At 59.1% G+C, this 26,189-nt stretch carries 25 protein-coding genes and 1 pseudogene; 19 read left to right on the top strand and 7 right to left on the bottom strand.

The annotated features are described in order from the left end of the window. Positions 1-20: 20 nt before the first annotated feature. From QCE88_RS22605 to QCE88_RS22575, 7 genes are read left to right on the top strand one after another with little or no spacing between them, the layout of a single operon-like run. The gene (locus QCE88_RS22605) at positions 21-1,394 is read left to right on the top strand and encodes an MFS transporter (protein WP_309906300.1); all 1,374 of its coding nucleotides are present in this window, start codon (positions 21-23) and stop codon (positions 1,392-1,394) included. Between the two features lie 13 nt (positions 1,395-1,407). Beyond that, positions 1,408-2,163: an SDR family NAD(P)-dependent oxidoreductase gene (locus QCE88_RS22600; protein WP_409018183.1), complete on the top strand. Its 756-nt coding sequence runs from the start codon at positions 1,408-1,410 to the stop codon at positions 2,161-2,163. Positions 2,164-2,187: 24 nt separating this feature from the next. Beyond that, complete coding sequence (locus QCE88_RS22595) at positions 2,188-2,946, top strand: SDR family NAD(P)-dependent oxidoreductase (RefSeq protein ID WP_309906296.1); 759 nt, start codon at positions 2,188-2,190, stop codon at positions 2,944-2,946. Positions 2,947-2,973: 27 nt separating this feature from the next. After that, positions 2,974-3,267, top strand: a complete 294-nt coding sequence (locus tag QCE88_RS22590) for a hypothetical protein (RefSeq protein ID WP_309906294.1) — start codon at positions 2,974-2,976, stop codon at positions 3,265-3,267. After that, entirely contained in the window at positions 3,264-4,328 is a 1,065-nt protein-coding gene (locus QCE88_RS22585; RefSeq protein WP_309906292.1) for a GTP-binding protein, read from the top strand. The genes QCE88_RS22590 and QCE88_RS22585 overlap by 4 nt, the downstream gene beginning before the upstream one ends. A 32-nt stretch (positions 4,329-4,360) precedes the next feature. Beyond that, positions 4,361-5,548 (top strand): extracellular solute-binding protein, encoded by a 1,188-nt coding sequence (locus QCE88_RS22580; protein WP_309906574.1) that lies wholly within the window; start codon positions 4,361-4,363, stop codon positions 5,546-5,548. A gap of 33 nt (positions 5,549-5,581) precedes the next feature. Continuing rightward, positions 5,582-6,646, top strand: coding sequence for a GntR family transcriptional regulator (locus tag QCE88_RS22575; protein WP_309906289.1), 1,065 nt, complete (start codon positions 5,582-5,584; stop codon positions 6,644-6,646). Positions 6,647-6,865: 219 nt separating this feature from the next. Here the strand turns inward: QCE88_RS22575 and QCE88_RS22570 are convergent, their stop codons facing one another. Then, positions 6,866-7,606, bottom strand: a complete 741-nt coding sequence (locus tag QCE88_RS22570; RefSeq protein WP_309906287.1) for a RusA family crossover junction endodeoxyribonuclease — start codon at positions 7,604-7,606, stop codon at positions 6,866-6,868. Positions 7,607-9,183: 1,577 nt separating this feature from the next. Continuing rightward, positions 9,184-10,143 (bottom strand): zinc ribbon domain-containing protein, encoded by a 960-nt coding sequence (locus QCE88_RS22565; protein ID WP_309906285.1) that lies wholly within the window; start codon positions 10,141-10,143, stop codon positions 9,184-9,186. Between the two features lie 756 nt (positions 10,144-10,899). Between QCE88_RS22565 and QCE88_RS22560 the strand changes: the two genes are divergently transcribed. From QCE88_RS22560 to QCE88_RS22535, 6 genes and pseudogenes are all read left to right on the top strand, one after another. Beyond that, positions 10,900-11,967: an N-acetyltransferase gene (locus tag QCE88_RS22560; protein ID WP_309906283.1), complete on the top strand. Its 1,068-nt coding sequence runs from the start codon at positions 10,900-10,902 to the stop codon at positions 11,965-11,967. Further along, the gene (locus tag QCE88_RS22555) at positions 11,933-12,307 is read left to right on the top strand and encodes an ASCH domain-containing protein (protein ID WP_309906281.1); all 375 of its coding nucleotides are present in this window, start codon (positions 11,933-11,935) and stop codon (positions 12,305-12,307) included. Before QCE88_RS22560 ends, QCE88_RS22555 begins: the two co-directional genes overlap by 35 nt. Before the next feature lie 194 nt (positions 12,308-12,501). Next, entirely contained in the window at positions 12,502-13,485 is a 984-nt protein-coding gene (locus QCE88_RS22550; protein WP_309906279.1) for a hypothetical protein, read from the top strand. Continuing rightward, entirely contained in the window at positions 13,482-13,970 is a 489-nt protein-coding gene (locus QCE88_RS22545; protein WP_309906276.1) for a GNAT family N-acetyltransferase, read from the top strand. Before QCE88_RS22550 ends, QCE88_RS22545 begins: the two co-directional genes overlap by 4 nt. Positions 13,971-14,307: 337 nt before the next feature. After that, positions 14,308-14,970: an MltR family transcriptional regulator gene (locus tag QCE88_RS22540; protein ID WP_309906274.1), complete on the top strand. Its 663-nt coding sequence runs from the start codon at positions 14,308-14,310 to the stop codon at positions 14,968-14,970. Positions 14,971-15,345: 375 nt separating this feature from the next. Then, a pseudogene (locus QCE88_RS22535) lies at positions 15,346-15,509 on the top strand (aminotransferase); the annotation flags it as partial. Positions 15,510-15,729: 220 nt separating this feature from the next. On the opposite strand, the gene QCE88_RS22530 reads toward QCE88_RS22535, so the two are convergent. Then, positions 15,730-16,731 carry a LysR family transcriptional regulator gene (locus QCE88_RS22530; protein ID WP_309906273.1) on the bottom strand — a complete coding sequence of 334 codons (1,002 nt, stop codon included), beginning with the start codon at positions 16,729-16,731 and terminating at the stop codon, positions 15,730-15,732. A gap of 18 nt (positions 16,732-16,749) precedes the next feature. Between QCE88_RS22530 and QCE88_RS22525 the strand changes: the two genes are divergently transcribed. After that, positions 16,750-17,490 (top strand): SDR family oxidoreductase, encoded by a 741-nt coding sequence (locus tag QCE88_RS22525; protein WP_309906271.1) that lies wholly within the window; start codon positions 16,750-16,752, stop codon positions 17,488-17,490. A gap of 53 nt (positions 17,491-17,543) precedes the next feature. Continuing rightward, the gene (locus QCE88_RS22520; RefSeq protein ID WP_309906269.1) at positions 17,544-18,389 is read left to right on the top strand and encodes an oxidoreductase; all 846 of its coding nucleotides are present in this window, start codon (positions 17,544-17,546) and stop codon (positions 18,387-18,389) included. Positions 18,390-18,539: 150 nt separating this feature from the next. Here QCE88_RS22520 and QCE88_RS22515 read toward each other — a convergent pair whose 3' ends face one another. Together QCE88_RS22515 and QCE88_RS22510 are read right to left on the bottom strand one after the other, a co-directional pair. Then, positions 18,540-18,911: a YciI family protein gene (locus tag QCE88_RS22515; protein ID WP_309906267.1), complete on the bottom strand. Its 372-nt coding sequence runs from the start codon at positions 18,909-18,911 to the stop codon at positions 18,540-18,542. Positions 18,912-19,291: 380 nt separating this feature from the next. Further along, positions 19,292-20,182 carry a VWA domain-containing protein gene (locus QCE88_RS22510; RefSeq protein ID WP_309906265.1) on the bottom strand — a complete coding sequence of 297 codons (891 nt, stop codon included), beginning with the start codon at positions 20,180-20,182 and terminating at the stop codon, positions 19,292-19,294. 127 nt (positions 20,183-20,309) lie between these two features. On the opposite strand from QCE88_RS22510, the gene QCE88_RS22505 reads away from it, so the two are divergent. From QCE88_RS22505 to QCE88_RS22495, 3 genes are all read left to right on the top strand, one after another. Further along, positions 20,310-21,224, top strand: coding sequence for a LysR family transcriptional regulator (locus QCE88_RS22505; RefSeq protein WP_309906263.1), 915 nt, complete (start codon positions 20,310-20,312; stop codon positions 21,222-21,224). A 206-nt stretch (positions 21,225-21,430) separates the two neighbouring features. Continuing rightward, positions 21,431-22,198 carry an SDR family oxidoreductase gene (locus tag QCE88_RS22500; protein ID WP_309906261.1) on the top strand — a complete coding sequence of 256 codons (768 nt, stop codon included), beginning with the start codon at positions 21,431-21,433 and terminating at the stop codon, positions 22,196-22,198. 279 nt (positions 22,199-22,477) lie between these two features. Then, the gene (locus QCE88_RS22495) at positions 22,478-23,350 is read left to right on the top strand and encodes a LysR family transcriptional regulator (protein WP_309906259.1); all 873 of its coding nucleotides are present in this window, start codon (positions 22,478-22,480) and stop codon (positions 23,348-23,350) included. A gap of 176 nt (positions 23,351-23,526) precedes the next feature. Here the strand turns inward: QCE88_RS22495 and QCE88_RS22490 are convergent, their stop codons facing one another. Further along, positions 23,527-24,069 (bottom strand): carbonic anhydrase, encoded by a 543-nt coding sequence (locus tag QCE88_RS22490; protein WP_309906257.1) that lies wholly within the window; start codon positions 24,067-24,069, stop codon positions 23,527-23,529. Between the two features lie 38 nt (positions 24,070-24,107). Beyond that, positions 24,108-25,079, bottom strand: a complete 972-nt coding sequence (locus QCE88_RS22485) for a nitrilase-related carbon-nitrogen hydrolase (protein WP_309906255.1) — start codon at positions 25,077-25,079, stop codon at positions 24,108-24,110. A 153-nt stretch (positions 25,080-25,232) separates the two neighbouring features. Between QCE88_RS22485 and QCE88_RS22480 the strand changes: the two genes are divergently transcribed. After that, positions 25,233-26,189, top strand: a complete 957-nt coding sequence (locus QCE88_RS22480; RefSeq protein ID WP_309906252.1) for a DJ-1/PfpI family protein — start codon at positions 25,233-25,235, stop codon at positions 26,187-26,189.

The following is a 26,189-nucleotide window of genomic DNA, read 5'->3' as shown; positions in this document are numbered from 1 at the left end:
ACCGACCCAAGGCCCGACCCATGAACTCCTCTCCATTGCGCGAAGGCGCGACGATGGACGGCCAAGCGCCGTCCGCTTCATCCGGATTCAAGCTCGAAACGATCCTTCCGGCCGACGTGAAGCGCGCGACCATCGTCGCGTTCTTCGCGTGGGTGTTCGCCGTGTATGACTTCATTTTGTTCGGGACGCTGTTGCCGGAGATCGGCAAGCACTACAACTGGGACGCCGCCGCGCAGGCGGAGATTGCCACGCTTGTCGCGATTGGCACTGCGGTGATTGCCTTTGCAATTGGGCCGTTACTCGACCGTCTGGGCCGCAAGGCGGGGTTGCTATGGACCGTGGCGGGCGCGGCGGTCTGCTCGGGACTCACGGTGGTGGGCGGCGCGATGGGGCAGGTTCCGCTCGTGTTGATCCGCTCGCTGTCGGGGCTGGGTTATGCGGAGGAAACGGTCAACGCGACCTACCTCAACGAACTGTATTCGGCCGCCAACGATCCGAAACTCAACGCCCGCAAAGGCTTCATCTATAGCCTCGTGCAGGGCGGCTGGCCGATTGGCGCGCTGATCGCATCGGGCTTGACGGCGCTGCTCTTGCCGCGCATCGGCTGGCAAGGCTGCTTTGTGTTTGCGACGTTTCCGGCCATCGTTATTTTCTTCATGACACGACGGCTGAAGGAAAGCCCGCAGTTCCTGCTGCACAAGCGTATCAAGCAATTGCGCGAAGCCGGACAGGACAGCGAAGCGCGCGGACTGGCAAGCGCTCATGCGGTGGATTATGAAGAACATAGCCGCGCGGGTTTGGCGGAAGCTTTTCGCGGCAGCGCGTTGCGCGCGACGCTCGTGCTCGGCGGCGGCATCCTGCTGAACTGGTCGGCGATCCAGGTCTTCAGCGTGCTCGGCACGACGGTGCTGACGCGCGTGCATGGCGTGTCGTTCGAGAACTCGTTGCTGATCCTCGTGCTGTCGAATGTGATTGGCTATTGCGGGTATCTGAGTCACGGTTTTATCGGCGACAAGATTGGCCGGCGCAATACGCTCGCGATTGGCTGGATGCTCGGCGGCCTGGCGTTCGCGGGCATGTTGTTCGGGCCGAGCAGTTCGGCGGTGGTCGTCGCGTTGTATAGCCTTGGGCTGTTCTTCCTGATCGGACCGTATTCGGCTGCGCTGTTCTTTATCGGCGAAAGTTATCCGACTTCGATTCGCGGCACGGGCAGCTCAATCGTTCATGCAATGGGCCCGATTGGCGCCATTCTCGCGGGCGTCGGCGTCACGTCGATGCTGAATCATGGTGGCGACTGGCTGCATGCGGCGCTGTGGTTCGGCGCGGTGCCGTGTTTCCTGTCGGGCGTGCTCATTCTGTTCGCGCGGCATGTCGATCCCGCCGACGTCAAATAACCCGGAGGTCTTCGTGAAAGTTGCATTGGTGACAGGCGCGGCAAGCGGTATCGGGCAAGCGCTGGCGGTGGCGTATGCGGAGCAGGGCGTGGCGGTTGTAGGCGGATATTTTCCGGGCGATCCGCACGATCCGCAGGCTACCGCGCAGGCCGTGGAAGCGGCGGGCGGGCAATGCCTGATGCATGCGGTGGACGTGACATCGGCAGAGGAAGTCGAGGCCTTTGCTCAGGCGGCGATGGAGCGCTTTGGTCGTATCGACTATGCGGTGGCGAATGCGGGCTTGTTGAGGGCATCGCCGTTGACGGACATGAGCGATGACCAGTGGCATCAGATGCTCGATGTCGATCTGTCCGGCGTCATGCGCACGTTCCGTGCGGCGGCTCGCCACATGACGGACGGCGGCGCGATGGTGGCGATTTCATCGATTGCGGGCGGCGTGTACGGCTGGGAAGATCACACGCATTACTCGGCGGCGAAGGCGGGCGTGCCGGGCTTGTGCCGAGCCGTGGCGATGGAACTCGCGCCGCGCAATATCCGCTGCAACGCGGTGATACCGGGCTTGATCGAAACGCCGCAATCGCTCGATGCAGTCAACTCGTTGGGACCCGAAGGCTTGCGTGAAGCGGCGAAGGGCATTCCGCTCAAACGTGTGGGCGCGCCGCGCGAGATCGCGACGCTGATCCGCTTTCTCACGAGCGAAGACGCTTCGTACATCACAGGCCAGTCGATCATCGCGGATGGTGGCCTGACGGTGCGCTGGCCAGGCTGAACACAACGTGGAGGCATAAGTCATATGGCATCGACCTTTTCACTCGATGGCCGCCGCGCGGTGGTAACGGGCGCGGCGAGCGGCATCGGCGCGGCGATTGCGAGCGCGTATGCGGAAGCGGGCGCGCGTCTCGTGCTGGCCGACCTCAACGCGACGCGTCTCGCCGCGCAAGCCGATTTGTGCCGTGCGCAGGGCGTGCGTGTCGAGACCATCGCCGCCGATGTGGGCGACGAGGCGGGCGCGCATGGCATCGTGGACCGGTGCATCGAAGCATTTGGTGGCATTGATATTCTCGTTAACAACGCGGGCATGCTGACGCAGGCGCGTTGTGTCGATCTCAGCGCTGCGATGTGGGACGAGATGATGCGCGTGGATCTGCGCAGCGTGTTTTTGTGCTCACGGCGCGCGCTGCCCGCGATGACCGCGCAGCGCTGGGGGCGCATCATCAACGTGGCGTCGCAACTGGGCATCAAGGGCGGCGCGGAACTGACGCACTATGCGGCGGCGAAGGCGGGCGTGATCGGCTTCACGAAGTCGCTTGCGCTGGAGGCTGCGCCGGACAATGTGCTGGTGAATGCGATTGCGCCGGGGCCGATCGAGACGCCGCTCGTCGATGGCATCTCTTCGGCGTGGAAGGACATGAAGTCGAAAGAACTGCCGTTGCGGCGCTTCGGACGCGCGGAGGAAGTGGCGCCGACTGCTGTGCTGCTGGCGTCGGATCCGGGTGGGAATCTGTTTGTCGGGCAGACGCTGGGTCCGAATTCCGGCGATGTCATGCCCTGATGCAAGGAGTGGATGGATATGTGCGGCATGTGCGGGTTGCTCGGCGGCGGACGGCACTGGTCGAATACGGTGGCCGCGGGCGAAGGCGCGAACGCGCGGCGGCAACGCTATGTGCAGGTGGCGCATGCGAATCGTGTGCTTGAGGCGTATCGGCTGACGCTTGCGGATTTTCATGGACAGTCGTTCGTGCTGTCATCGCCGACGGGCGCGCAGCTTATCGTCGAGGACTTCATGCAGATATGGAAGGCTGCTGAAACGATGCTTGGCAAGCCGCTCGATCCGCTCGCCATGTTCGCCGATGACGACGAGGCGCGATCATGAGCCTCGCCTACGATGTCATTCCAGTCACCATCGTTACGGGCTTTCTTGGCAGCGGGAAGTCCACGTTGCTGGCTGATGTGCTCAAGGGCGATGCGGCGCGCGACACGGCCGTGCTCGTCAACGAGTTCGGTGAAGTCGGGCTGGATCATTTGCTGATCGGCGAAGTCGAGGCGCAGACGGTGCTGCTGGATAACGGCTGCATTTGCTGTGCGATTCGCGGTGAACTGAAGGATGCGCTGGCGACGCTCTTCTCGCGACGCGCGCGCGGCGAGGTGCCGCCGTTCTCGCGGGTCGTGCTGGAAACGACGGGGCTGGCTACGCCTGCGCCTATTGTCGCGACCTTGCTCGGCGACCAGATCGTGTCGAGTCATTATTCGATCGGGGCTATTGTCACAGTCGTCGATGCCCTCAATGCGGCGCAGCAACAGGCGCGCCATCCGGAATGGCTCGCGCAGGTTGCGGCGGCGGACCGGCTGTTGATCAGCAAGGCCGATCTCGCGGAGGACGCTGTCGTCGATGCGCTCGAAAGCATGCTCGCACAGTTGAATCCGGCAGCGCGGATCATGCGCCGCACGCAGCGTGACGATGCTTCGCTGGTGATAGATGTTGCCGCAAACGCGCATGAATTCACGGATTTTGTGCGTCGATCAGGTTCGCGCGATGTGCAAGCGATTGGAGCTATTGGCAATGCACGCCCGCTTGCGAGTTTGAACGCGCATCGGGGGAAGCTGTCGGGTATCGAATCGTTCTGCATCGACTTCGATGAGCCGCTCGACTGGCCAGTTTTCACGCTCTGGTTCACGATGCTGCTGAACCGTCACGGTGATAACATTCTGCGAGTCAAAGGCCTGCTTGCGCTCGAGGGCGCACAGCTGCCGGTGGTCGTGCATGCGGTGCATCATCTCGTGCATCCGGTCTTGCATCTCGATGCCTGGCCGGACGGCGCCAGGCATTCGCGTCTCGTGTTCATCGCGGAACATCTCGATGGCGATGCCGTCCGCGATTCGTACCGGCGCTTTAGCCGGCATCTTCATCCACACAACGCCGAATCCGTCGATTGAACACTGCTCGTTCAAGTCCTTCCGCACCCGCGGTGCATTCCTCCAAGGTCGAGTTGCGCGTCCTGGGCACGAGCGTCACGCTTCAGGAACATATCCGCAAGCGCGCGGAACAGGACCTTGGTATCAAGCTGCGCTTTGTCGTGCAGGACGGCGGCAGCGTGCAGCGCGATGGCGTCATGCATCCGGATCGCTATGAACTGTACGACCAGTGGTTTCATAGCATCGATTGTTTGTGGCCCACGCATGCGCTTCAGCCTATCGAGCTTTCACGCATTCGTCGATGGGATGAGGTTAATGCGTTGCCGCGTACGGGTCGGCTTGCGAAGACGAAGGCTCAACCAGCAGGTGGCGCGGGCTGTGTGCCCGCTGATCGGCTGTTCGTGCAGGCGGATGGCACGCTCGCGCGCAAGCCAAGCGAGCGCATCAGCATGCTGCCGCTCACGCATAACGCGGATAGCTTCGTGTATCTGCCGGATGCCATGCCTGCTTCGCTCATCGATGGCGAGGAGAGTTGGGCCTGGCTTCTTGCGCCAGAACTTGCTGGGCGCGTGGCGTTGCAGGCGGATGCGGCTATCGGCGCTATCGATGCGGCGCTTGCTGTCGAGGCCAGCGGACTGATGCGGTTTCGGGATATCGGCAATTTGGAGATCGAGGAGATCGACGGACTCATCGGGACGTTGATCGAGTTCAAGCGGCGCGGGCATTTTGCAGGGTTCTGGTCGAGCTTTGCTGAAGCGGCGCAGTTGATGATCGCCAACAAGGTCGTGATTCAGAGTATCTGGTCGCCAGCTACCGTGGAGCTCGAGCGGGCAGGGCTGAACTTTCGGTTGGCTCGTCCGCGTGAGGGATATCGGGCCTGGTTTGGCGGTATCGGGATATCGCGGCTGGCGCATGGACGCGTACTCGATGCGGCTTACGAGTACCTGAACTGGTGGCTCGAAGGCTGGGCCGGCGCGACGATGGCGCGGCAGGGGTTCTATATCTCTAATCCCGACCAGTCACGCGCTCAGATGAGCGACGCGGAATGGGCCTACTGGTACGATGGTGCGCGCGCTTCCGCCGAATTGCCAGGGCCTACCAGCAAGCATCTCGTGCCCGTCGGGCAAGTGCGGGATGGCGGTGGGTACGTCGCGCGCATGAGCCGGATCGCGGTTTGGGATTCGGTGATGGATGAGCATAACTACCTCGTGCGCCGATGGACCGAGTTCATGAGGTCCTGATAGTGCAAGTGTCTCTACGCAGTTGCTTTTACGATGACAAGACGCGCAAGCGCTCCCCCGCATAAGGTTGTTGCGTCGAGTGACGCGACGCAAATCGCCGATACGCAGATCGAGGCGGATAGCCGGCTGCGATATCGCGTGATTCATGATCGACTCAAGTCGGCGATTGCTGTTGGGGCGATTGTGCCTGGGCTCGTGTTGCTTGAAGGGCCTGTGGCGCGGTTGTTTGGGACTAGTCGGGTGCCGGTCAGGAAGGCGTTCGAGATGCTGCATGCCGGTGGGTTGCTACATACGTTTGAAGGGCGGGGGTATCTCGTTGCTCAGGCGGATGGCGGGGTGCCGGAGCCTTTGCGTGTGCCTTTGTCGGAAGAGACGCTTGGGTTTGATCGCAGGCCGGAGCCGCTTTCGATTCCCTCAACCAGTGAACGGATTCTTGATTCGCTTGAGGCTGCGATTTCGCTGGCTATCGTTTTTGGTCACTTCAGGATCGATGAGAGTGAAGCGGCTGAGGGGTTTGGGGTCAGTCGGGGGACGGTGAGAGAGGCGCTTAATCGGTTAAGGGATCGGGGGCTGGTGGAGAAGTCGGCTTACTCGCATTGGCTCTGTGGGCCGCTTACGGCGAGGGCTGTCGCGCAGGATTATGAACTGCGGGGGTTGTTGGAGCCGGCTGCTTTGATCGCCAGTGGACCGTTGCTGGGGTCTTTGCTGCTCAAAGAGGCTCTGGCGGATGTTGAACGCGCGATTGAAGATCCGGATTCGGTTGATGCGGGGGAGTTGCATCGGCTGGAGACTACGCTTCATGACACGTTTTTAAACCGGGCGCCTAACGGGAAGCTGCTTGCTGCTATTGGGCATGCGCATATGCCGCTTATCGTTAATCATGCTTTTTATGACGCGTTTCAGCTGCATCCGGATAAAGGCACGTTGGTGGAGCATCAAGTTGTGATCGAACGCTTGATTCGGCGTGAGTATCGGAAGGCGGCTGACGCGCTTGCCGAGCATCTGCATAACGGACAGGTTCGGACTAGGCAGAGGCTCAAGGTGCTTGCGGTGTTGCCGGATCCGGTGTTGCCGGGGTATTTGCAGAGGGTGGCTTGAGGGGGTGGTTGGGGCGGTAGTAAGGGCCGGAATTCGGGCTTAGCCGACGTTGGAGTTGGTCGCATTCAACGTCAGAATCTTGGCGAGATACTGACGTTAGCAGCGTTGCGCAGCGGGACCACAGCCCCTGCCAGCAGTGAGCTCACCCTAACGTGACGGAACTGTCCCTTCCTCTGGTTACACTGTCCCGCAGTAGCACCCGGTAGTCGCTCTACTGGACTATTCGTGCAGGTCGACCCCGGCTACTCCGGCATCAAGCGCCTTTCGCTTAAACTGTGCCCACGAGAGGATACATTCCCTCGGGAATCCGTCTACACGTGTTCGATGGAAATCCCATGTTGACTGAACGAGATAGTGGTCGGCGCAGGCACCCGCATCGCGAATCGCACGAGCAGTTTGGCGATGCCGTTCGCGCATTTGGACTACGATAAGCGCGGCCAGAACAGACTTCTGGTTGCCAAAGTCTACGTTCATAGCAACACACATAGCGTTCCAATATTGGATGAAAACGAGGTTGCGCTTGTCCAAGCAGTCGTCGTTGGAAAACTGAATGTCTAGCTTCAGAACATTATAGGTGACTTGTTCGTTTCGTGACATCCAAAAGGTGTGAATAGAACCGACTTGGGAGTCGTCAATCAAAATTCCGTTAGATCCGGTCAACGCATCGAGAATAGGTTTAGTAACGTTATCGATGTCGCCCACCTTATCGGTCTCCTGCCGTTCGATGCCGTGGAGAAACCAGGCGAACTCAATCTGCACACTGCCGGAGATGAGCCACTTGAAGCGCGAAAGTTCGCTCTGGATGGCCTTCGTGAGTTCTTGCTTCCGCTCCGAGCGGGACTGAGTGCTTACAATTTCGTCGAACTGGACTTCAAGCGTGACCGAAGCGGTTGCCGTCTCTTCGACAAGGTAGTGATTGTCTTGGTCACAATTGGAGCTTTTAACGGAGATGCGAATCATCGCGCAAATTTCACAGAGCGGGGTTAAATAGGTTTACGATTGAAACATGCAGCGTATCAAGGCCTTCGGAAAGAACGCGTGCTCGTGGGCAGACTCGCGCGCAAATTCTACCCGACCGATGGTCCAAACGTAGCCTGACGGTTCTACAACTAATAGATCCAAAGGACCGCAAGCAGCGGGCTGAGCGCGTACTGTGTGCGGCACGGGCTCGCCCTTTGTGGCGCCGTCGAGCTGTTGCCATCACCACCCGTAGATGGCACCTGTGCCGCTCGATCACCCCGCACCGCATTCAGATTGGACCATGTTGACCATTGACTATCTTCGAAAAACGGGGAGACGGACAAACAAATGGTGCAATGGATGGCCCCGGTTGCGGTCGTATCTCGCTATACCCATAACCGCAAACGCGGCCCCCCGCAATTCAGTCCGGCAAACCACGCGCCTTACCTAGGCCCAACAAGCGCTTTGCGACCGTACCCTCGAACGCGTGGGAAGAGCCTGTTTCCATACCCTCTCGCCCGCTCCAACGATGGTTGCTCGCATAGACCAGCGTTCCCGCGTTCGGAGACCCGATATGAGGCATCGATGGGATAAAGATACCTCAAGCATCTTTCGAACTTATTTTGCAGGTCAGCGGAACATTCGAGTTCAGCAATATACGCATTTATGGCTTCAGAGATATCGTTCGAAAGCGTACCAAGTCGGACATGCACTCGATGTGTGTACGGACATTCCCAGAGCGAGTCGCGCCTGATCGTGCCTGAGTGTGCCTCGATCTGAATGGCAAGGCCGTCGAAGTCCTCATAGATGCTCCAGACGAGCCGGCGTCCTGCATTTCGTTTATCTTCGTCAACCCAGACGCCAGATAGGATGCTTCTATGCGCTACCGCGTTTCTTATAGACTCGTGCAAGATCCGCACTGCATCTTCATCATATACTCCGGGAACAAATCTATTTGGGAAACCGGCTATATCTCGCCAACTGGCAATGAAGGTGTTCCTCGTGTTCCTGCTTGGTCCACGATACAAGCACGCCATGTACTCCAACATGCCGCAACACGCCATCAGAGCAGGAAAGTATGCGTGAGTTTCTTTGCCCCGGCGCTTCGGATTAGGAATTCCGGTGAGGCATGTTTTCATGTCTTTCTGGAATCCGTCGAGCCGTCCACGCAAAAACCGGGGCGCGAATTTGGCCAGTGCGCCTTCCGATCCTCTGGCGCGGGTCTGCTTAGCCGAAGCTCTTTTCATCGAAGACGCCCATTGATCAATTGAAACAACGCTTGAGGATGGTAAACGATGCGACGCGGGTACAGTAGGAGTGGATCTACGTCTCTGACTTCTTTGGCTCGATCCCCGCGCCAACCTGACACACCCGTTTAGACGACGCTGGACGCGGTCTGCCCGAGCCGCTTCCATCGTGGAACCGGCCGGTTATGAAGGCGGCCGCGGCGATAAGCAAACGCATCGTGCGCGGCTCATTGATATCCGGGGCCTTGTGCTCACCAATTGATGAACGAGAAATGAACTGCCCGTCCGGCGCGCGGCCTACTCCTAACAGGTGCGACGCGCCTTCCGAGGTCAGTCATCCTTCGTCGCTTGGTGGAAGTGATACCCGCACAAGCCGTTGTACTCCTGTTCATCCGGACCAAGGTGCGCATGACATACCGCGCAACGATCGTGCTTCGGAGTTGTACCACAGGCAACACACTCTCCATCCTCAACGACGTATGTTTCGCGGCCGCACTCCCAGCAAGTCGCGAGCGGCGAATCTCCGCCGTCCTTGACGGACGAATAAATCTCATAGGCAAAAAAATCCGCAAGCGCCTTTTCGAGCATGTCAACGAGTTCAGACACCTCACCGCAGACGGTACATTTGAACTCCAAGTCCGATACCGCTGACACGTCCGGATCAATCGGCTTTATCAGTGTCGACTCGCAGTTCGGACAGGTTAGCTCAGTCGCCATACCGTGCATCGTGGAACTTCCCCAGTCGATAGCTTCGATGGCGTCTTTGCACTCTTTGCGTTCCTTTTCGAAGACTTCCGCGGTCTCGAGTAACACGTTCCACGTCTTCATCCCCAGCAGGTCCACAGGTTCGTGGTCAAGTTCCTTCGTCAAAAAGTCGCGGATGATCAAAAACGATCCTGCCACGAGTTCCTTGATCGCACTCGGTGACTCGTTAGTCAGATAGTGCTCGACGTTGTTGCGGATATCGCTAATTTTATCAACCGTCGTCATGTCAACGGTGATATTCAACGACTTGAAGCGGTCCTTGATTTGCTGGATATCGACAGTTTTTCTTCCTTGCCCTTTGAAGTGTACTGTTCCATCTGCTTTGAACTCCGGTACGAGCTTTTGCCTTATCAACGCCTCGTCGGAGTCCGCGGGTGACAAAAGTCGCAGCTTTTCCTTGAAAAGCAACAGCACACCAGCTGTGATGTTGCGGGTTGCGGACAGGACTCTTCGGGGATCAGATGACTGAAAGTCCTCGACGCCGATCTGAATCGACTGAACGGCGTTTTGAAGTATCGTATTCATTGGCAATGGTCACCGGACGACGGCGCAAGGGGTTTAGCCTGACAATACTAGGAAATAGGGGAGTCTTCTAGTCGGTCTCAGCTTTCCCTGCACCAACATCTGCTTCTTGGAAACTTATTCGCTCAATCGGTCACGTTCGACTCACGCGAGCGCTCGCGACTGACGACATCGGGTGTTGTTGAACCGGTTTCGTCTGCTCGCAATTCGTGGGGCTCGCGGCTATAACTCGATGCGGGGGCAAGCTGAAGTACGCGGCCGCTCGACCATCACTCCAGCGTTGTGATGTTTGGGGTCGCCGATAGGTCAGCACGCCCCGCCACATGATGCCGAACACAGATCGGCGGTGACAGATGGCTTTGTGCTCTTCGGGCCCGCGTGCATCACTGCTGTCGAAACGGTCAGCCGCGGCAGCGTTGTCTGTCGGCGCAGTCCACGATTAAAAAACGGACATTGAAAGACCCCTACATGCTGAAATCCACTGCGCCATCGGGCGGACCTGGGGCTGAGAGCCCGCGCCTACGGGCGTCGACGTGGGAGTCGCGTTGAAAAATCACCGAGGTTGTAACAGATTTTCAGATGAAAGGCGGTTACACGAGCGTTTGTGTAATAAAATATTCCGCTAAAATATGGCGTCCCACCCGCGAATTTCGCGCGTCGTTCGCAGATGGTCGAATGGATCTCGGAGTCACCGAGAGCCTCTCCTCCGTCTGGGACGGAGTCGTAACCAGAAAAACTACTGAAGCCTGAGGACCTGGCATGCACGATGTGCTTCTTGGATTCGAAAAATTCAAGGATATCTCACTTAACGATCCATTTTTCGATTCTTTAAAATCCGACTACGGTGAGTTTGCCGAATGGTTCCAAAAAAAGGGAGATCACCAGGCATACACGTTCCGTGACGCCGCAGGGCTTCTAGACGGTTTCCTATATTTAAAGCAGGAAAACGGGCCGGTTGCCGACACCATTCCACCACTGCGAAGTTCCCATAGGCTGAAGATCGGGACATTCAAAATCAATCCGCACGGCACACGGCTTGGGGAGCGTTTTATAAAGAGGGCGTTCGATGTTGCCATACATCTGCGCGTGGAAGCCCTTTACGTAACGATTTTTTCGAAGCATTCGGCGTTGGTCGATCTGTTCTTGCGCTATGGCTTTGTGCAGGAGGCTGTCAAGCACACGGACAATGGAAAAGAGCTGGTTCTTGAGCGGCGCTTGGATCTGGTATGGAACGACGTGGTGCGGGATTATCCGCGAGTACCAATCGGGGTCGGCCGCCACTTCATCCTGTCACTCTACCCGCAGTGGCATTCACGCCTGCTGCCCGATTCCTTGCTGAAAACCGAGAGCTCTTCAATCCTTCAGGATATCTCACACACAAATAGTATTCACAAAATATATCTGGCAGCTATGAGCGGTATTGAGCAGTTGCGGCGGGGCGACACCTTGCTGATCTACCGGACTGCGGATGGCGGATCGGCATACTACACTTCGGTCGTTACGTCGTTGTGCGTAGTCGAAGAGTTGACGAATATCAATAATTTTGCAACGGTGGAAAGCTTCCTCGCTTACTGTGCTCCATACAGCATCTTCTCCGATTCGGAACTGCGCACTTTCTACCAGAACAAGCGATATCCTTGGGTTATTCGCTTCACATATAACCTTGCGCTCTCCAAGCGGCCGAACCGCAAGGCCTTGATCGAGCAGATCGGCATCAGTGCCAATATGTATTGGGGTTTCTTCCAGATCTCAACGTCGCAACTTGAACATATCCTTCAGCTCTCCGGTGATCATGAAAAAACGCGTTCTCTTGTCTATTCATCCTGAGTATGCGAATGCTATCTTCGCAGGGGAAAAGGGATTTGAATTCCGGCGGGTGATTTTTAAAGAAAATGTGAGTGAGGTCTTTGTCTACGCAACGGCTCCAATTTCGCGCGTCATCGGTCGATTCAAAGTAGAAGAGATTTTCCAGGACACTCCTGTAAAAGTCTGGGCCAAGACCGAGGCTCGGGCAGGGGTCACTCGAGAAAAGTTCGATGCGTATTTCAAGGATCGAATGAAAGCTTTTGCGATAAAGGTCTCCGAACCAATCCGCTTCTCACAACCGCAACCTTTATCCAGGTATCTGCCGTCCAATACGCCGCCGCAGTCGTTCTGCTACATCTGAAGCCCATGGCAACAAGTAACACACTCTCTACCTACGGGCTGCTTTGCTTTGCCCGCGGCGGTCAGCCGAGATCCACACCGGTTGCAGCACACTCGCAATCGCCCTCGACATTGCCCGAGCTTCATCTAAATATATGGGAGCGCGATCCGGATCGGCATTCGAAGAGCCAGGACTCGCTTTTGGACATTGGACTAATGTTGGATCTCGGGGAACCGGCTGACTCCATCGAATTGGTTTTTCCGCAGAAGATGCCGGTCACGTCGATCGTTGACCTATCTGCGACTTTGACGCAGGCCCAAGCGATTCCCGCCATTTTCAACGAAAGCTGGGCAGTCGCACACGCTGGATCTCAAGGTTCAGACTCGGTCGTCTACGACCCCGCCAACATCGGTAAGAGCTTCGCCGTGGTCAGCGCCAACGGGGCCATCACCGAAACACGGCACGTAGGACATGATGCGTTATCCATTTCTGTTCGCGAACTGGTGACCCGGGCGAATGCCGTTTCTCAGTCAACGGGACGGAGTATTGAGCGGGTATATGTACGTTTCCGGCTACTCGAGTTCAAAAAGCACTATTACTGCGTTGGTGCGGGAGAGCGGACAAGCGACTGGTGGCAACCGTCCTGGCAGAGAACGGAAGACATTGACTTCCGCCTGAACGTGAGGCGCGGCGCTCCGCCGCGCCTTGAAAGCCAAATTGGCCGCTTCCTCGAGTTCTCGAAGGTCCACCTTTTTCTAATGCGCTCACGCGACAAAGACATCGTCTTTCAAGATAAGCTGTTCAAGGCCTCCCGGTCTCTAGAAGACGAAGACTTTTGGGCTCAGTATTGTGTGTATGGTACTCAACTACCCCTCGATGTCAGCCTTAAGCGTGTCCGAAACAGCTTGGGGTATCATTGGAAGTCTGCCGGTTCCGATCCTGTGAAAGAGTTCGGGACTCTTGCAAGGTTCAAAATCGTAGAGTTTGGGGTCGGGAAGTTTGTCGTAGTGGCGATGATTGTCGGTGCGATGGGAAGCATGCTCTGGGATGGCGCCAAGGTTCTATGTGGCCTGCTCATAAGTCACGGTGAGGTTCGTGCGACGGCCCTGCCTGTTAAGGATACAACAGGACAAGCAACAGGACCGCAGCGTGATGGGAGCGGATCGCACACGCCCGCGGAAGAAAAGGAGGGCGGATGAACTATCTGCTAACGAAGGCGTCTTTGGAACGAAGTCCGTGGCTGTTGGACGAAGCTCTGCGATTGGCAGCGGAGGATGCGGCGTTTCTTCGGTTCAGCTACCCGCAGTTCGATGACTGGTTTGCAACTAAGGTCATTCCAGGCATTCGCAACGGAGAGCGCACAATGCTGATCGAGCGACGTGATGAGCTGACAGTCGGACTTCTAATCGTTAAGCATACGATGCTTGAAAAGAAGCTGTGCACACTGCGTATACGTCCAAACTTTGAGAGCAAGGGGTTGGGCGTACGCCTCTTTCAGACGGCCTTCGACCTTCTCGAAACGGAGCAACCGCTTTTGTCAGTATCATCTCTCGCCGCGCCGAAGTTCGAACGCCTTTTCGGATATTTCGGCTTTGCGCAGGAGGCGGTTTACGCTGGTCGATACCTTCCCAACGTGGACGAATATTCATACAACGGGTTACTTGAAACCGCCCTCCGTCTCTAGCCGCCGCATGTTCTTTGACAGCTATGCTTCATATGAGACAACGCTGGCCATAGACGTCTGGCCGAATACTGACCTTATCACTCTCATGCGGGCGAGATTCGAAGGCGTTCAATGCCCGAAATATCAAGATCGGGTCTCGCTCGGAAAATGCCTGACGAACACGGCCCGTTTCACTCGTCCGTTCACGCTCTCCCCAGTCCGTCAATGTCGCTTAAGCACGACTCGCACCCTCTGCCGCGACCAGTCGTCGTGAGCAGGCAGGCGGCACCTGCCCCGCAACTTTAGCGCCACCCTAGACTAGGGTGAGCTACCTGAATGGGATATTGAGGAACGGGCGATGAATTCAGACCTGGATAGGGAGAACGCCGAAAGAGTTTTGGCGGCAATGGGCGAGATGGTTAACAACGCTCTCGCGCATATACCCGATGGACCCAGCCGCGAGAGAGTGCGTGATGTTTTTGCATTCAGGACGTCCCTTACGAATGAGAGTGACCGGGGGGCAGCGCTGATGGCAGCAGCATTCATCGACGATCGCTTAATGCTCTTGCTAAAGAGTCGAATCGTTGATGATAAGAAGGTCTCTAGGAGGGCTTTTGAGTTCAATGGTCCGCTCGGGACATTCTCAGCCCGTATTGATTTCTGCTACTTGCTTGGACTGATTCCAAAAAACGCGCGTCGAGATCTACACCTTATACGGTCGATCCGAAACAAGTTCGCGCATCAGGCCGGTGCAATGGACTTCGACGACGACTCAGTTCGACAGCTTTGCGAGTCCTTGGCATTTCACGGTGTGAAGCCCGCAGCTTCAGCAGGGTCTAAATTTAGGCGTTCGGTAATGGGCATACTAACGCTCGTGGTACAGGCCATGGACGAAACGACGCACATCGAGGCAAAACTCGATTACGCTATTCCTGACGGAACGGGTGCTTATAAACTCGTGGCTGATGTGTACAAGACGATTGTCGGAGGTGAGTACATCCTGAAGCACGAGCACGAATAGCCCTTGACGCCTGCCGCAAAAGCCTACGGGGGCGACAGCCAGGCGCTGCGTATCCTCTAGAGGGCAGGAAGGCTTGCGCATCTAGTCGACGCTACACAATAGGGGTTCGGCGCGTTCAACGAGCCGAGACCATTGGTGCCCAGCGGCGTAGTACGACGACGTGAAATTGCCATCTGAGAAAGCCGGACGAATGGCACGAATGTAGCATTAAGATTGCTATTCAATTTTTTGAAGCCGATATCCAACTGCACCGCATACCAACGACAGCAAATTGACGGACAGCAGCCGCACGGCGTCTGATCGGCGAGCGTCCGCAATGGCCAAAATACACTGCTTGCCCATCTTGCACGCTTGAAAGCGGACCAGTCGCTCGATCCGCCCACTCAGTTCGCGATCAACGAAGCGGAATGGGCGATGCGCCTGCTGTACCTGATCTACAACTCCCACCTCGTGCACCACGATCTTCCGCGTATCCCTTGCCGCGTGTGCATCGGGTGCGTCGCAACGCGTATGCGGCGAGAAATGGTGCGCTTGTGATTAACGCGGATACTGGGAATTGCAGAACCGCGTATGCGTGACAAGAGACCAACGTCTCGGTTTATGCCAGATTCGGATCCACCCGCCACACTGCCTGCTGGCCGTCTCCCAACCCCAGAGAAAAAACGCAATGAGCGCGCCCAGTCACGATGCAAGCTCCGCTCGAATCGAACACGAACGACCTGCGCAATCGGACCAGCCAATCGCCGGATAAGCAAAGCTTCAGACATCATCACCGATACGCAGGCACTCAATCAACGCACGCAGCTTCGTCGACACTTTATTGCCCCCAGGAAAGTAAAGATAAAACCCTGGAATCTCCGGGCAAAACGCGTCCAGCATCGTCACAAGTTCTTTGCGCGCGAGATACGGCGTGAAGGTTTCCGCCATACCGAACGTGATGCCGGCGCCGGCCAGCGCGGTGTGGATCATCACACGCATATCGTTCGTCGTCGTCCGCGGTTGCACCGCGACATCGAACGGGCGGCCGGACTCGGCGAACTCCCATCGATAAGGCGCCGTATCGGGAGCAGGGCGCCATCCGATGCAATCGAACTCCACGAGCTCGCGCGGATGTGCCGGCTTGCCCCGACGCTTGCAGTAAGCCGGTGACGCCACGACGATCTGCCGCTGCGCACGCGACACCGGCACCGCGATCATGTCCGCTTCGATCACCTCACCGAGTCGCACGCCTGCGTCGTAGCCTTCCCTGAAGATATCGAATTCGTCGTCCGTGACGAACACATCCAGTGCGATGCGCGGATGCCGCTCCATGAAGCGGGCAAGCGAGCGCCCCTGCATCACGCTCTCGGCTATCGACGACACCACCAGCCGTATCGTGCCGCGCGGTTCGCCCTGTTCGTCGCCGATGGCATCCAGCGTGTGGGCCAGCGCCGTGCGCGCGGGCAGAAGCGCGGCATGGAGCCGCTCGCCGGCTGGCGTCAGGCGCACGCTGCGCGTCGTGCGCTGAAAAAGCGCAACGCCCACTCGCGTCTCCAGCCTGCCGATCGCCTGACTGACTGCGGGCCGCGTGACGCCGAGACGTTCGCCCGCGCGCCGGAAACTGAGCGTCTCGGCGACAGCCACGAAGACATCCATCCCGTCGAAGAAGTCTGCCATTGGTAATGTCCAGTTACCAGCCCATGTAACGAAAGCCACTCGATCTTCGCAGCGGCGGCGCGTATTGTCCAGATGTCGCGACACTTTTATCAACCGGGCGCTCACTCATGACCGACAGACCACATGAACACGCACGCAACACACACCGATAAAACGATCTTGATCACCGGAGCCTCGGCGGGTATTGGCGAAGGCATCGCCCGCGTGGCGGCGGCCGCTGGCGCGCGGCTCGTGCTGGGCGCGCGCCGCACGGAACGCCTTGAAGCCTTGACTGCCGACCTGCGTGCCGGCGGCGCGCAGGTCGCCTGGCAGGCACTGGATGTCACCGATCGCAGGCAGATGCAGGACTTCGTCACGCTGGCAAAGGACACGTTCGGCGGCGTGGACGTGCTCGTCAACAATGCAGGCGTCATGCCGCTCTCGTTGATGCGTTCGCTCAAAGTGGACGAATGGGACCACATGATCGACGTGAATATCCGTGGTGTGCTGCACGGCATCGCCGCCGTCCTTCCGCTGATGGATGCGCAGGGTCACGGCCATATCGTCAATGTCTCGTCGGTCGGCGGGCTCGCCGTGTCGCCGACGGCGGCCGTGTATTGCGCCACGAAATACGCGGTCCGGGCCATCTCGGAAGGCTTGCGGCAGGAAAGCGACACGCTGCGCGTGACGTGCGTCTATCCGGGCGTCGTCGAGTCGGAGCTGGCTCACACGATCACGGATCCCGCCGCCGCCGAGCTGATGCGGACCTATCGGCAAATCAGCATTCAGCCCGATGCGATCGGCCGTGCCGTGTTGCACGCGATCACGCAGCCCGCCGATGTCGATACGAACGACATCGTCGTGCGTCCTGTTCGCACGCGTTGAGCACGGTCGCAAACCATGAATCGGGCGTTCTGCCAACTCAAGAGGATCAGCGCATGAAAACGACTGACAAGGTTTGGTGCATCACAGGATGTTCGACGGGACTCGGCCGCGAACTGGCGAAGCAGGTCCTCGAAGCGGGCGGGCGCGTCGTCATGACGGCGCGTAACACGCAGACGCTGGACGCATTGCAGGCACGCCATCCGGAACGTGCATGCTCGCTGAAACTCGATCTGACGGACGGCGCCAGCATCGTTGCGGCCGCCGAAGCCGCGCGACAAGCGTTCGGGCACATCGACGTGCTCGTCAACAACGCGGGCTATGGATATGTCGCGGCGATCGAGGAAGGAGAGGATGTCGAGATACGCCGTCAGTTCGAAACGAATGTGTTCGGCTTGTTCGCGTTGACGCGCCACGTGCTCGCGGATATGCGAGCGCGCAGGAGCGGTCACATTCTGAATCTGTCGTCGATCGGCGGGCTGGTGGCGTTTGGTGCGACCGGCTATTACCATGCGACCAAATTTGCAGTCGAAGGGTTCTCGGAAGCGCTTGCGGCGGAAGTGGCGCCCCTGGGCATCAAGGTCACGATCGTGGAGCCGAGCGGCTTTCGCACCGACTGGGCGGGGCGTTCGATCATCGAATCGAAGACCGTCATCGAGGACTATGCCGGGACGGCGGGCGCACGCCGCAAAGCCACCCGCGACGCATCGGGCAAGCAGCGCGGCGATCCGGCTCGCGCGGCTCAGGCAATGCGGACGGTCGTCGGCATGGCGGCGCCGCCGCTGCGGCTGTTGCTCGGCAACGATGCGTATCGCCTGGCGATGGCGCGGCTCGACACCCAGCGCAAGGCCTTCGAGGATGTCAGGGAACTTGCTTGCGGAGCGGATTTTCCTGAGCAATAAAGGCGGAATGGGGCGGCTCGATCATCGGGGATCCGCCGCCAGCCTGGATCCGGTCGCGATGAAGTGGACACCGCCGCCATGGCTCACGAAGCCTTGACGGTGTTCGCGGGGACAGGAACGCGAACCCGTTCCTGAGACCGGCGCCAGGCCTTATGGAGCCAGATAGAAATCCATGGGGATCAGCTCGACGGCCCATCCGCCTTCTTCGCCGAGCGTGGCAGCCGGGTGCATGGACGCGATGCGCAATGCGTCCTCGAGGCTGTCTGCTTCGATGATGAACAGGCCGCCCACGACTTCCTTCGACTCCGTGTAAGGCCCATCGGTGACGTGCGTCTTGCCGCTGCGAGGGCGAAGTGTTCGCCAGTTATCGAGATCGCCGAGGGATGCGGATATCACAACCTTGCCGGTGGCGCGCATCTTCTCGTCCAGTTGGGGGCATTGGCTCACCAATGCCTTGACGGCGTCCGGCGACATTGCGGCGAATTTTTCGGGGGTGAAGTAGGCCAGGCCGAGGTATTTCATGGGAACTCCTTTGGATGTGTATATCCACGACGAAGCTGATGGCCGGAAATCGACAATGTTCGGGAAAATGTGTGGGAAGTCGCGATAACCAGTCGGTTTCGCTCGTTGCCTTCTGCGCCTTGTGTGACGTCGGGATTGCCGCACGACTATCGAAGCATCGGGTCTGGATGATCTGGCAGAGAGCGTGAACCATGAGTTGACGATCAAGGCGATTCAAACGACTCGTACACGAATCCGAACGTTGACTCTGCTTGCCGGCGTTGCTTACGAAAACGGCGCTGTTATCCGCTGCTGTCAGCGTTGAGCGGAGGCAACGCCAGGCGTTTCGTTCTTCGACTTCTCCTGAAGCCGGTGTGACGCCGCAGACGCGTGGGCGACGCTTATTCGGCGCAGCCACCGCATCGATATTGGACAATCGCTGAATCCGCCAATCGCTTCAAGTCGCTCTGTTCTGACTCGCCGATGTTGCAAAGTTGCGCCGGACGCGGATAACGCGGGTTGGCGTCCATCCATCGGTAAAGTGCTGGAACGATGCGCGACATCCGGCCCGCGTTCTCGGCCTTTCGAAGCTTCCGCCAGGCGGCGAACTCGCCTTCCGCGCGCACTTTGCTCCATGCCGACCACCGGCGCCAGCCGCGCTCAACCAGTGCACGCATGCGCGGATAAAACCAGATCACGAGCGCGACACCCGCCAGTGCGACACACCCGAACACGATGTCTCTCCCATCGAGGTAGATCGCGCCGCCTCGTTCCGTGCCTACCGCGAGCCAAAGCAACGGATGCCGCGATTCCTTCGCCATTCGAACGAAGGCATCCGTATGGCTTTCATCGAAACCGTCGCTCAAGAAGACAATCGTGCCCGCTGCGTCGTCGGCCTCGTGCAACACGCGTTTCGCAAGCGCCAGGCCCGCAGCGGCGTTCCTGCCGTCATGTGGCATCAATTCAGGCGAGAGCGCAGGCACATAAAGCGCGAGCAACGCGGGATCTTCCGTGGGCGGCACGACGAGATGCGCGCTCGCGGCGAAGACCAGCAACCCGGTGCGCGCACCTTTGCGCACAGCTGAAAGATCGAGCACCTTTTGCCTTGCACGTTCGATCCGGCTCGGCGCGACATCGGTCGCATCCATCGAACGCGCGAGTTCGAGGACGATCATCAGCGGCGCCTTGTCCTGATCGAAGGGTGGAAGTTCCTGTTGCCACGTGGGCCCCGCCACGGCGATGGCGCATAGGGCGATCAGTGCAGCCAACGAAGGGATCGACAGTGTGCTCATGCTTCTTGACGCCGTGCGTATCGGCATGGCGGGACCGCGCACGGCTATCGGCGGATCGGTTGGTCGAGGCAGGTCGTCGTTTCGCTACACTGCGCACTTCGGCCGATACCCTGCCAGGAGAATGCACATGGACCGCATGGTTGCGATGGAGACTTTCGTCACAGTTGTCGATGCGGGCTCGTTCTCCGCCGCCGCTCGCCGGTTGAAAGTGGGTCAGCCAGCTGTCTCGAAGGCAGTCGCGCAGTTGGAGGACCGTCTGGGCGTCCGTCTGCTATTGAGGTCGACACGTGGCCTTGCGCCGACGGATGCCGGTCAGCGGTTCTACGACCACGCCCGCCGGGCCATCGATGAGGCCGAGCACGCCGAACAGGCCGCGCGTGAGTCGTCGGAAGGCCTGTCCGGACGACTGCGCATAGGCGCAGCCGTCACATTTTCCCGGCTCCACGTCTTGCCGGCATTGAAGTCTTTTCTGGATCAACACCCGAACCTGAGCATCGATGTCGTACTTGATGACCGGTCCGTCGATTTGCTCGAAGAGGGCGTTGATGTCGCATTGCGTATGGGCGCTCTGGACGATTCGACCATGACCGCGCGTCGCATGTCCACGGGGCGGCGGCTCGTCATCGGCACACCGTCATATTTCGCGGCAGCCGGAGTTCCGCAAACACCTGCCGACCTTGGCCGACATCAGGCGGTCGTTTATTCCGTGCGAGGTGGCGGCGAATCGTGGCTGTTCAGCCGCGGTGACGGCGCCGACTCGAACGTCACCCTGTCTGGCCGAGTAAGCGTGAATGCAGCCGAAGGCATGCGCGCGGCGGTGCTCGCTCACATCGGCCTGGCTGTTGCTTCGGAATGGATGTTCGCCCCCGAGCTCGCGAACGGCACAGTTCAAGCCGTCCTGACTGACTGGACGTTGCCGCCAATCGACCTGTGGGCCGTATTTCCATCGGGCCGCATGGCAACGACGAAGACGCGTGCTTTCGTCGCGTTTGTTGAGCACCTTCTCAACGATCGCCGATCCAGCGAAGACCCCACAGCCTAGCTGCTTCGCAGTTGGGTGCCGCCTGTTTCCGTCCGCCCCCTCGCAGCAGGAATAGGAGCTATTCCTCACTCGCCGCTACCGAACGATGCCACCCGAGCGGAGGATACGCATCAGCCGGTGCATGAACGCGTTGGCTCCGATCCAGCGGTCCATGTCGGCCATACAGGCCAGAGAACCGCTTTGCAATCTACCTGCTCAGGAAAGCCATGACCCAAGCTCTAAAAGGCAAACTCGCCCTCGTTACGGGTGCTTCGCGAGGAATCGGTGCAGCTATTGCTGCACGTCTTGCGCGCGACGGCGCATCCGTCATCGTTCACTATGCGTCGAGCCCGGCGCGTGCCGATGCAGTCGTCAAGGAGATCCGTGATGCCGGTGGCGAGGCTGAGGCTGTCGGCGCTAACCTGTCGAAGCCCGAAGGCGTCAGAAGCCTTGTCGATTCAATCAGCGGGGTGTTCGGCGGCCGCTTCGAGGGGCGGCTCGATATCCTCGTGAACAACGCTGGCACGGTCGAATATGGACCCTTTCTCGATTCCTCGGAAACGTCATACGACACGCACTTCAACTTGAATGTTCGTGCGCCGATCGAACTGGCCAAAGACGCAGCCGCGCGGATGGTCGCGGCGGGCTGGGGACGGATTATCAATGTAGGCTCGGCCTTTGGCGAAGCCGCGCCTCTGCCTGGCGTGACGCTCTACATAGCATCGAAGTTCGCGCTCAGGGGCTTCACTCGCGGGCTATCTCGCGAACTGGGCAAATACGGCGTGACCGTGAATGCGGTCCAGCCCGGTCCGATCGATACGGAACTTGCGCCACAGCCCGGCACGGAAGACCACGCCACCATGACAAAGCTCGCGAGCGTGGGCCGTTTCGGCAAACCGGCAGAAATCGCCGCGGCGGTAGCTTATCTTGCCAGTCTCGAGGCCGGCTATACGACCGGCGAGAGCCTGACCGTCGACGGTGGATGGATTGCCTGACCCTGGCTGCCCAGCATGCCGCTGATACGGGTGCCGCGCTGCGATATGGCTTAGCGGTGCGCGTCCAGGCGCTCGCACATCGATGAAACCAAAGGGAGCATGGTCTGGCGCGTCTGCGCGTCGCATGTGCGACTGCCTTTTGCCTCGGCCACCGGCGGCTTAGTGTCAGTGTCGATGGTTGACCGCTCAGAGTGGATCAGAGACGGTCGCCGGTGAAGCGATCGGCCGTTCAGCGAAGCCCTGACCGACGAACGGGCCCTGGTCCGGCCACAACTCTTCATGCTCAATCCGCAATGGCTGCGCACGTTCGCGGCGCTGGCCGAACTCGGCAATTTCACACGCGCCGCGAAACGGCTCGATCTGACGCAGGCGGCTGTCTCTCAACATGTGCGCCATCTGGAAGATGCGCTCGGCCTGCTGGTGATACGCCGACCGCGCGCCATCGAACTGACGCCTGCGGGGCATGCGCTGCTCGACTATTGCGACGCGGTGAAACAGGCGCGCCAGCGGCTTGATGCGCGCGTGTCCAGTCCCGCAGAAGAGGCCGGAGAGATTGGCTTGATCACGCCGGGAGGCATCGGGCTGGCGTTGTTTCCGTTAATGCTGGAGTGGCAGGCGCAGCATCCGCAATCGAGGATTCGTCACTGTTTCGCGCCGGATCCGGAAGTACTCGACGCGGTGCTGACCAATCGATACGACCTAGGCATCGTCACATTCGAACCCGATGACACGCGTCTCACCGCGCGCAGATTCTTGCAGGAGCCTCTGGAACTCGTCGTGCCGGCGGGCGCAACAGTGCGTGCGTGGAGCGATCTCCAAGCGCTCGGTTTCATCGATCATCCGGATGGGCGGGCGATGGCGAAGCGCTTGCTGAGTCGTCGGTTTCGGAAGAACGCGGGCATCGGGGACCTGCCGCGCAACGGTTTCAGCAACCAGATCGCGCACATCCTCGAATTCGTGGCGCGCGGGCTGGGATTCACCGTCATTCCGCGTTATGCGCGGGTGGCGTTCGCGCAGCAGGACAAGATCGAGGTGATGGAATGCGGGTCACCCGTGCTCGAAACCTCGTGGATCATTCATCGTGCGGAATGGCCGTTACCTGAACGCTGCGCGCGGGCGGTGCGGTATCTGGAGGAGCGGATGAAGGGGTAGTGCAGCATGATGGCCTGATTCGACGCCCCCGCGATCGCGCCCACGATGTCGGTCAGGCGCTGTTCCTCGATCCTTTGACCGCAGCCAATCAGCGCAGCGCCAGCGACTTTTTGCTGCGACTCCAGCCGGATGTCGTCAGCCATCGTCGCTACGGCTTGGCTCACCTTGATCCGACCTCACCTCGAAGTCCCCCGCAACGGCCCAGGAGGAACGACAACCCTCACGCGCCCGGTCTTGACGTCATAAACCACCCCCGACACGACGAGGCTATCGTCGAGATCCAAATTCGCGCGAATGGCGGCCACATCAATTGCCACTGCCTCATAGGGTTCGGTGATAGCGAGCTCATCAAGCTTGTCGGCCGCGACTCCAAGATGCTTTGCCAGCAGAGCAGGCGCATGCTTATAACATCCAATGATCCCGCAATCGGTATGTTGAAGCAGTACCAGATTGCGTGCACCATCGGGCCGTCCTGCGGCCTTCGAGACGACTCTCAGCACCGCCAGTGTTTCCAGCAGATTCTTGTTGACCCGCCCACCGACGTTGCGAATCACAGCAGCCTCACCCTGCTTCAACCCAAGCACAAAAGCGGGGTCGACCCGAGGATCAACACATCCGACGACGATGGTTCCGGTCGACGGCATCATCTTCAGCTCCGGCGCGAACTCGGCGCTTACGAATTCGGCGTTGCGTTCCAGCATGACATCGTTGAAGTCCATATTGCCTGCTCCTATAAGTGACTCAAACCACATTAAGCTCAAACAATCGCCGCCTCATCCCCCATCGCAAACCCCGACCTCTCCACAACATGCAACTTCGGCTCACGATCGATGACAAGCCCAAGCACATCCGGCCGACTGTAATGCCCTCGTGAATCCATCATCCGTTTGCGCTTATCGATCTGCCAGAAGTCCAGATCCGCGATGACTTCGCCTTCACCCTCGCGCAACGGCGCCCCACCCAAAAACTCCCCTTCAGGCGAAACAATCGCGGTAAAGCATCCGCTTGAAATCGGCCCGACCTGAGTCGTATTGGTATCCCGCAAGATCTGCTGTTGCTGCTCAGAAGTCAGCCAGGCCGTAGCGTTGACGACAAACGCCCCCGCCTCCAGCGCATGCTGCCGGATATTCACCGAAATCTGCTCTGAAAAAAGATCACCCGCAAACGACCCCGGATACATCGCCGAATGAATTTCTTCTCCATCGGCCATGAGTGCATAGCGGGCGAGCGGGTTGTAGTGCTCCCAGCAGGCCAACTGCCCAACACGTCCGACAGCAGTATCGACAGCCCGCAACCCTGACCCATCGCCCATTCCCCAGACCATTCGTTCGTGATAAGTCGGCGACAGCTTCCGACGTCGCTGCACGAGCGTGCCATCGGCATCAAACAGCAGTTGAGTGTTGTAGAGCGTCCCACCGTCGCGCTCATTCACGCCGATGGACACCACCATCCCCGCCTGCCGCGCCGCTTCGCCGATGGCCCGCGTCGTATCCGAAGGCACCGTCACCGCCTGTTCCAGCAGCCTGTAATGCTCAGCCCCCATCGCAAACGGAGATTCGATAAACGAAAAGTACGGGTAATAGGGAACGACAGTCTCAGGAAACGTCGCAAACTGAACGCCTTGCTGACCGAGCTCCAGAATCTTCCTTATGACCTTATCAACAGTCCCTTCCCGGCTATAAAGAACAGGCGCGATCTGCACGGCGGCGGCCCGGATGATTTTCGACATGACGGTAATCCTTGTTGCTGCGAAGCGGTGAGAGAAGTGCTTGTACCTTAGCGTCGCGAGCTATTACGATCCATGTCGTTGTTGCCACCTTTCATGACATCCCCAAGCCCCAAAACCGCAAAACCGCAAAACCGCAAAACTGCAGGATCAGCCATGCACCGTGTTGGCTTCATAGTGCCGAAGAGATTCCAGATGATGAGCCTCGCAGCCCTGACGGTGTTCGAGATCGCGAACCTGCCGCACGCAGGCCAGAGCTACGATGTCCATGTGTTGTCTGAACACGGTGGGCCCGTCGAGTCTTCGGGCGGCATGAAGCTGGAGACTGAAGCTTTCGGCGATACCGCGTTCGACACGGTCATCGTAGGGTCGATCACGGAGATGAGCATCCCGGCCTCCGCCCCAGCCGTAGTGGCGTTCGTGAAAGAAGCGGCCAAAGCATCAAGAAGGATCACATCGATATGCAGCGGAGCATTCGTCCTGGCCGAGGCCGGATTGCTCGACGGCAGGCGCGCCACCATGCACTGGGCGCATGCAGCAGAATTCAGGGCGCGGTTCCCGAATGTCATCACGCAGGAAGACCGGATCTTCGTCAACGACGGCCCCATCTGGACGTCGGCCGGCATGACGGCGGGCATCGATCTCGCACTGGCATTGCTCGACAACGACCTCGGCGCCGAGACCTCAAAAAGGGTCGCGCGGCTTCTCGTCATGAATCAGCGTCGGCTTGGCGGGCAGATGCAACATTCCGCGCTGCTCGACATGACGCCCAAGTCCGACCGGATCGAACTCGTCCTCACACACATTCGCCGCAACCTGCGCAATCCGCTCACCATCGAGGAACTTGCCGATGTGGCCAGCCTCAGTCCTCGTCAGTTCAGCCGCGCCTTCGTGGCCGAGACGGGCCAGTCACCGGCCAAAGCGGTTGAACAACTCCGCCTGGAAGCAGCCCGATTCATGATCGAGCAGGGCAGTCACACGATCAACGTAGTGGCACAGGAAACGGGGTTTGCGGACCGGGAACGGATGCGCCGCGCGTTTCTCCGTACCTTTGGCGTACCCGCAGACATCCTGCGCAGAAGCGCCAGGCGGGACCCGGCCACGGACAACTAA

The sequence above is a fragment of the Caballeronia sp. LZ035 genome, assembly GCF_031451175.1.
In the GTDB taxonomy this organism is placed as follows: Bacteria; Pseudomonadota; Gammaproteobacteria; order Burkholderiales; family Burkholderiaceae; genus Caballeronia.
Note: the sequence above shows the minus strand (reverse complement) of the source record. Positions and strands in the feature narration are given on the sequence as shown.

Excerpts from the sequence above, each read along its gene's own strand:
- QCE88_RS22495 (WP_309906259.1), top strand. The coding sequence starts at position 22,478 with ATGCTCAATCCGCAATGGCTGCGCACGTTCGCGGCGCTGGCCGAACTC.
- QCE88_RS22520 (WP_309906269.1), top strand. The coding sequence starts at position 17,544 with ATGAAAACGACTGACAAGGTTTGGTGCATCACAGGATGTTCGACGGGA.
- QCE88_RS22605 (WP_309906300.1), top strand. The coding sequence starts at position 21 with ATGAACTCCTCTCCATTGCGCGAAGGCGCGACGATGGACGGCCAAGCG.
- QCE88_RS22590 (WP_309906294.1), top strand. The coding sequence starts at position 2,974 with ATGTGCGGGTTGCTCGGCGGCGGACGGCACTGGTCGAATACGGTGGCC.
- QCE88_RS22565 (WP_309906285.1), bottom strand. The coding sequence starts at position 10,143 with ATGAATACGATACTTCAAAACGCCGTTCAGTCGATTCAGATCGGCGTC.
- QCE88_RS22515 (WP_309906267.1), bottom strand. The coding sequence starts at position 18,911 with ATGAAATACCTCGGCCTGGCCTACTTCACCCCCGAAAAATTCGCCGCA.
- QCE88_RS22510 (WP_309906265.1), bottom strand. The coding sequence starts at position 20,182 with ATGAGCACACTGTCGATCCCTTCGTTGGCTGCACTGATCGCCCTATGC.
- QCE88_RS22555 (WP_309906281.1), top strand. The coding sequence starts at position 11,933 with ATGAAAAAACGCGTTCTCTTGTCTATTCATCCTGAGTATGCGAATGCT.
- QCE88_RS22525 (WP_309906271.1), top strand. The coding sequence starts at position 16,750 with ATGAACACGCACGCAACACACACCGATAAAACGATCTTGATCACCGGA.
- QCE88_RS22575 (WP_309906289.1), top strand. The coding sequence starts at position 5,582 with ATGACAAGACGCGCAAGCGCTCCCCCGCATAAGGTTGTTGCGTCGAGT.
- QCE88_RS22545 (WP_309906276.1), top strand. The coding sequence starts at position 13,482 with ATGAACTATCTGCTAACGAAGGCGTCTTTGGAACGAAGTCCGTGGCTG.
- QCE88_RS22560 (WP_309906283.1), top strand. The coding sequence starts at position 10,900 with ATGCACGATGTGCTTCTTGGATTCGAAAAATTCAAGGATATCTCACTT.
- QCE88_RS22505 (WP_309906263.1), top strand. The coding sequence starts at position 20,310 with ATGGACCGCATGGTTGCGATGGAGACTTTCGTCACAGTTGTCGATGCG.
- QCE88_RS22500 (WP_309906261.1), top strand. The coding sequence starts at position 21,431 with ATGACCCAAGCTCTAAAAGGCAAACTCGCCCTCGTTACGGGTGCTTCG.
- QCE88_RS22550 (WP_309906279.1), top strand. The coding sequence starts at position 12,502 with ATGTTGGATCTCGGGGAACCGGCTGACTCCATCGAATTGGTTTTTCCG.
- QCE88_RS22490 (WP_309906257.1), bottom strand. The coding sequence starts at position 24,069 with ATGGACTTCAACGATGTCATGCTGGAACGCAACGCCGAATTCGTAAGC.
- QCE88_RS22485 (WP_309906255.1), bottom strand. The coding sequence starts at position 25,079 with ATGTCGAAAATCATCCGGGCCGCCGCCGTGCAGATCGCGCCTGTTCTT.
- QCE88_RS22570 (WP_309906287.1), bottom strand. The coding sequence starts at position 7,606 with ATGATTCGCATCTCCGTTAAAAGCTCCAATTGTGACCAAGACAATCAC.
- QCE88_RS22595 (WP_309906296.1), top strand. The coding sequence starts at position 2,188 with ATGGCATCGACCTTTTCACTCGATGGCCGCCGCGCGGTGGTAACGGGC.
- QCE88_RS22540 (WP_309906274.1), top strand. The coding sequence starts at position 14,308 with ATGAATTCAGACCTGGATAGGGAGAACGCCGAAAGAGTTTTGGCGGCA.
- QCE88_RS22585 (WP_309906292.1), top strand. The coding sequence starts at position 3,264 with ATGAGCCTCGCCTACGATGTCATTCCAGTCACCATCGTTACGGGCTTT.
- QCE88_RS22480 (WP_309906252.1), top strand. The coding sequence starts at position 25,233 with ATGCACCGTGTTGGCTTCATAGTGCCGAAGAGATTCCAGATGATGAGC.